The following is a 5659-nucleotide window of genomic DNA, read 5'->3' as shown; positions in this document are numbered from 1 at the left end:
GTACGGGTGGTCAGGCGGCGAAAAGCCGAAGGCAATCCTGTGCGCCTCGTCAGAGCAGATGTGCGGCCACATCAATCGGACTAGAAAACGCACTCTCACGAATAGGACGGGTTAGCTTTTGGGGTCGGCAACTGCGCTGGCAGCCTTACGCCATGACGCTCGTCGCTGTACAAGCTTCGGCGCACCGCTGGTCTCGTCCGGGCCGAACAAGAGCACTCTCATAGGGCCACCATTCATCGTCCGACCAAAGCTTGCTCGGTGATTGGGGCACCTTCGTCGCCACGTGAAGGAAGGGAGGCGCGCGTTCCCGGTGCGCGATGGTGTATCCCAGGCTTCGAAGCGATGAATTGAGCGGCTGACGATGTTTGCTACGACTTCAATAGTCGGTGTTGCTGATCGTGGGCCGCGGGCCTGTTCGGCGCAATCACAACGCACTCCACAGTGCCAGCCTTTTCATCGGCAGCAAGCGGGATCACGCCCTCCTTACGTGTGTGGTCGAATATAAGTCCATCCTTGACGAGACGATCATGCGCCGCCCGGAAGGATGCTGATCGCACATTTCTCACAGATAAAATAACGTTACAGCCGAAATAGTCGACGCCTAGCAGCCGGACGGCAATGTTGTGTAACACCGAGCCGCCACCCCAGCGGCCGTTCGCTTCATTGAACAGCAACCGCCCGTCTTGTGCGAAAATGGCGTCGATGTTGATCATTCCGCGATACCCCAGGTCTCGCGCGAGTGCCACAAAACGGTAGGCATGGGCCTGGGCAGCTAACAATTGCTCGTCCTCCAAGTCGCTTGGAAGCTCAAGTCCCGTCCAGATCAGAGCTCTTTCGGATCGGTCTGCGCTTTTACGCAGACGTATGCTTCCACTATTGACAAAAGCGATTGATGCATCATCCTGGATTGTATACTCGAGATAGAATAAAGATCGGGCCAAGTGGTACGATTCCACGACCAGCGTCTTACACGAGGCTGTTGTCATCTCAGACCACAATGCTTCGGGATCAAACGACGGCCACGAAACCCACCGAGTATCTCTGGCTCCAGGTAGCGGATCGCTCTTATTGCTGGTCAGGATGACGTTTCCAACTCCACCAGCTCCATTATCCAACTTTACAATGACCCTACCGGTCTCGGATTTGAGGGAGGTGACGGCTTTGAACAGTCCATTTGGGTCTGTCGCGACTGATCCATGGGGGAGCGGAAGTGCAACGCTTGTTGCCAATTGACGGAAGTGGCTCTTGCGATTCAACAGATCAGGCCCGCGCTGCAAAGCGAAGTCGTCACCGGTCTTCGGTATGCCTAGAATGGCCGCCAAGCGTGCGACGCCTTCAGTAGAGTAGCAGGGATACAATTGCCAGTCTGATTTCTGGCGAATATGTCTTTTGAGCCGCTCGACAACAGTTTTGGACAGTAACGTACAATCATCGAGGATTGTCGATTGGCGGCTCGCAGGTACAAGCAGGCGAAGAGCCGATGAATGGAAATTGAGCGTTCCGCCAATGAAGGATAACAGATCGGCCGGGATCACTACCGGAGAGACTATCAGGTCGCCCTCCTGAGCAAACCACGCTGAACGAAATGCCGAGTTGGCGGCCAGCGAAAGTTGAGCTTTTGTTAGGTGGGCGCCCGACATCTGAGGCGTACCGGCATTCATAATCAGGATTCGCGGCATTCTCGACCTCCGGGCATCTGGTCGTGATCAGGATGGGATCGTCATGGCAACCACGAAGTCGTTGCCATGCCGTGGCAAGGCTCTGGGAGAGGGGAGAATTTGCGCCATCTCGATGTCACCTGCGATGCAGCGGGAGAGAACGGCCCGCCTCGAATCTGCCGATCTCAATTTATGGCTCGGCCGCGTATGAAATGATCTCGCAGAGCCCGATAAACGGGCTCTGACCAAACATGGGCGATCAGCGCTTGCGCCTCGATCCGGCAGTCGCCGCCGCTTGGTCACATAAGCGGCGGGTGCGTCTTCCCATCGAGCAACGGCTCGACCGACCAGCATTCGGCTACATTTGGATGTTCCGTAAGCACTCGCTCTATTCTTGCTGGAAAGATATTCTCGCTTGAAATAATCGAGAGTTGTTTTGCCGCGGTGAAGCGGAATAGATCCATCGGCCTCGCAGTGTCCATTGTCGCCGGCGAGGCTGGGGATCTCGAGTCGGGCTCCTCTCAGGGCACCAAACTGGCTCTCCAAGGCGCGAGCGATCCGCTCAATGTATCGATTGAGGATGACATAGCTGGACGGCTTCCGTTCGAAATGAATCGCGGTCTTGTCAAAGGTATAGGTAGCGCTTCCCTCGGCCGGGGTGGAAAAATTCAGCTTGCTATTCATGCGTGTCAGGTCCGCGCATTCTGTTTGCGCCACCCGCAACGGCCCCCCAAATCCTGACGAGGCCCCGGTCATATGCTTCGGCTGGCGCTTGTACAGGCTGTGCTCACACGGTCTTGGCGGAAGCCTGCTTTTAATGGCTGTCATGGGGTGCGAACGATGGATATCGCTCGAGGGAAATCTGCCGATCGATCGATCACTCCGCTCTGCTCAGCTGCGGTGTGCATCTTCCGGTAATGATCGGCACACCACGAAGAGGTCTTCTTGCCGCGTTTTTGATATACAGGCTCGCCGCACATATAGGCCGCTCTCATATCTCCATCTTTGAAACCGATGATGCAACGGCACTGGCCTTCAACATGATGAACTAACAGGACCTTCTTAAGGCCATCGCGGTCTTTCAACTTGCTGCTCCAGCCTGCCAAACAATTTCTTCCGATGCCGCGCTGGTCACGCGGAGTCGCCCGCGCGGGCCACTCGTCGAAACCCGCGCGGGCTCACCATCTGCCAAACCTTGCACGGTCGAAACGCCTTGCCAGGTGCGGAAAGGAGCTTGAAGGTGGCGGGTTCGGCGAACTGAGTTTTGTGCGTTGCTGCGCGAGACGAGCAGCTTCAGGAAGCGGGCGCCACCTAAGCGCTTCCGATAGACTTCCACGTCGATCAATTCTGACCTTATCGGCTCCCGTGGCGAAGTGGCCGCCGGCGGCCATATTGTCAGGATCAGAAATGCCGAACCATTTAGAGCTACGTGCGAGCTCTGGCGCCGCGATCGGAACTCGCTGCACAGCCCTCCCGAGCGAGGGACTATAGACAATGAGGAGCATGACCGGCCATCGGTCAGCGGATATGACCAGCTGAGGCATTCGCAGTCCCTCACACGATAGGTGCCACGCCCGAGAGCGTACGATTTAACGTTACGTCAGATTCAAGCCCCTTTTTTGCGGCCTATGAAAACGTGACCAAGGTAATGCTGGCCCAAGCAGTCCCCCAAGGGGCTATCGCGAACATGTAGCGCCGCCGTGAGGGGGGCGAGCCCCAGTTAATGAGGGCCATTGAGGAGAGATCCAGCGAACGCGTCGGCGGCGTACCCAACGCACGTCGCCGCTCGCTTCCGGCGAAATTTGGAGTTGCTCAGGGGGCGTATGCGGGAATCACCATCGGCGGTCAGTCTGAGAAGGCGAGATATCGAAGCCAAGCTTGGCAAGTGTTTTTGGCGTTTGCGTAAAGCGCCACGCTGGCCTGCCAGTCTCTCGGCATGTAGGCGGCAACGGCGCACCTAATGCGCTCTCAGCAGAACACGTCGTTTTGCCTCGAAAAGATGCTCATCCAGGGTATCGTGCAGCGCACGCCGCAGCTCTGGCGGGATGGAGCTATCTGTATCGATCAATTCCCGAAACTTCCGGATGATGTGTTCTATTGTTGCGATCGTTCCCAGTGTTTCCATCCTCTGCCAGGGCATCATCCATTGTCTCCTTTGGCGCGTAACGCACGTTGCGCCGCGGGTCCTCACCTCAGCAACCGGGCCGAGAACAGCCTCTAGTCGGCAAAGGGGTGGCTGTCGGACACCTGCTCAGCGCGAGTTGTTTCGTCAGCGGCGCTCACTCAAATTCCGCAGAAGTGGCGCGCATTTGCAGCTGCAATATTCTTGCGCACGTAAGCTGCACTCTTGATCGCATTAGTCGAGCCTCAGCCAGCTCAGCTTTAGGCGTTTGAAACCGCAATCAAGCGAGTCAGCCGGGCGGCTGCAGCGCCGTGATCAAGTGATTCTTGGCCAAGTGCCACGCCTTGCTGTAGGTTCGAGGCACGACCGGCCACCACCAGTGCCGCCGCCGCGTTCAAAAGTGCGGCATCACGAAAAGGGCCTGGGAGGCCGTCGAGCACTTTCTCTAACGCAATGGCATGAGACTCGCAATCACAGCTCTCCAGCGCATCGGCGCGGTAGCGGGGGAGCCCGGCTTCTTCCGGCGTCACTTCGAACGTGCGGACTGTACCGGCCTCGACCGCAGCAACAAAGCTTGTCCCGGCGAGGGATATTTCATCGAGCCCGTCCGAGCCATGAACAACCCATACCGAATCGGCACCCAGGTTCTTCAAGACGTACGCCAATGGCTGCACCCATTTGCGAGCGAAAACTCCAAGGATCTGCCGCTTGACGCCGGCCGGATTAGACAAAGCCTCGATCAGATTGAACATTGTGTGGGTTCCAAGCACGCTTCGGATCTGGCTGATGCGCTGCATCGCAGGATAGCCGGCTGACGCAAACATGAAGCCAATGCCGGCTTCGTGCACACAACGTGCGATCGCATCAGGCTTGAGATCGACCTTTACGCCTAGACTCGCCAACACGTCTGCGGTGCTTGAACCCAAAGTCGCAGCGCGGTTAACATACTTGGCGACAGGAACGCCGGCCCCGGCGACGATGAAGGAAGCGCACGTCGATACGTTGAGCGGACGCATCGCCCCGTCGCTCGCACCAGTGATATCGATGGGGTCGCATTGCATTTCCACCTTGGGCATTAAATTTCGCATTGCGGACGCGGCGCCGGTGACTTCTTCGACTGTTTCGCCGCGGACTCTCATCCCAATCAACAAGCCACCGATCTGCGAGGGAGTTGCGTCACCCGACATCATGCTGTCGAACGCTGACGCAGCCTCCTCGCGCGTCAGTATGGCGCCCGTGGCAACTTTCGCGATGATCGACTTGAGCGGTTCCATCGAACTGTGCACGTCCCTTGTCCAATCTGAGCTCCGACCGTTCAGCCAGACGTCTTTGCAGCCGAGTGCCTTGTTGCAGCTGCCTGTCTATTCGCACTCGCTATGCCGCACTTGTCCAACAGGCGGCCGACAGATGAAACGTGAGCATCTGTGGCGACGCTACAACCTGACGCTACGTGAGGGTCAAGCCCTCTCCATTCGATGGTGCCCTAGATAGGACGCCGGCGGCTGGTCAGAGGACTGCAGTCGCTTGATACCAGAACAATAGCGTCGTCTCGAGCCTGCTTGCCGGCGATATTAGGAGGGTCACAAGGCTTTTGGCTTCCGGCGCCGCCGTGGCGGGGGCCGCCGGTTAACCTTCGTGCGATGTGCTGCACGTGAGCTGGGACGACTTCTGGTAAGGAGCCGGGCGGACAAGTCGTAGCACCTTCACTTCGATCTGCTGCTCTGATTGCCGATGTCCCGCCCGGAGATCACGTATCGGCATTGCTGTCTGGAGCTATGGCGGAATCTGGGTGATGACGGTGTGAGGAAGGCGGCGTATCGAGGCGGGTGACGAGCCTGCCAGAACCTCTCGAGGAGAGCGATACGCCATGACCGAGACT

At 57.7% G+C, this 5659-nt stretch carries 5 protein-coding genes; all 5 read right to left on the bottom strand.

Going from position 1 to position 5659, the window contains the following annotated elements; genetic code table 11:
• Window positions 1-368: 368 nt before the first annotated feature.
• On the bottom strand, window positions 369-1679 hold the full coding sequence (locus QJT78_RS47845) for a peptide ligase PGM1-related protein (protein WP_028152567.1): 1311 nt from the start codon (window positions 1677-1679) through the stop codon (window positions 369-371).
• Window positions 1680-1706: 27 nt separating this feature from the next.
• The gene (locus QJT78_RS47840; RefSeq protein WP_223153701.1) at window positions 1707-2342 is read right to left on the bottom strand and encodes a hypothetical protein; all 636 of its coding nucleotides are present in this window, start codon (window positions 2340-2342) and stop codon (window positions 1707-1709) included.
• 140 nt (window positions 2343-2482) lie between these two features.
• A complete protein-coding gene (locus QJT78_RS47835; protein ID WP_133415003.1) occupies window positions 2483-2743 on the bottom strand; it encodes a hypothetical protein in 261 nt (86 codons plus the stop codon).
• Window positions 2744-3615: 872 nt separating this feature from the next.
• A complete protein-coding gene (locus tag QJT78_RS47830) occupies window positions 3616-3801 on the bottom strand; it encodes a hypothetical protein (protein WP_014497801.1) in 186 nt (61 codons plus the stop codon).
• Window positions 3802-4040: 239 nt separating this feature from the next.
• Window positions 4041-5054 carry an anthranilate phosphoribosyltransferase gene (trpD, locus tag QJT78_RS47825; protein WP_028152568.1) on the bottom strand — a complete coding sequence of 338 codons (1014 nt, stop codon included), beginning with the start codon at window positions 5052-5054 and terminating at the stop codon, window positions 4041-4043.
• Window positions 5055-5659: the final 605 nt, after the last annotated feature.

This window comes from Bradyrhizobium sp. Mp27, assembly GCF_029953005.1.
In the GTDB taxonomy this organism is placed as follows: Bacteria; Pseudomonadota; Alphaproteobacteria; order Rhizobiales; family Xanthobacteraceae; genus Bradyrhizobium; species Bradyrhizobium barranii.
Note: the sequence above shows the minus strand (reverse complement) of the source record. Positions and strands in the feature narration are given on the sequence as shown.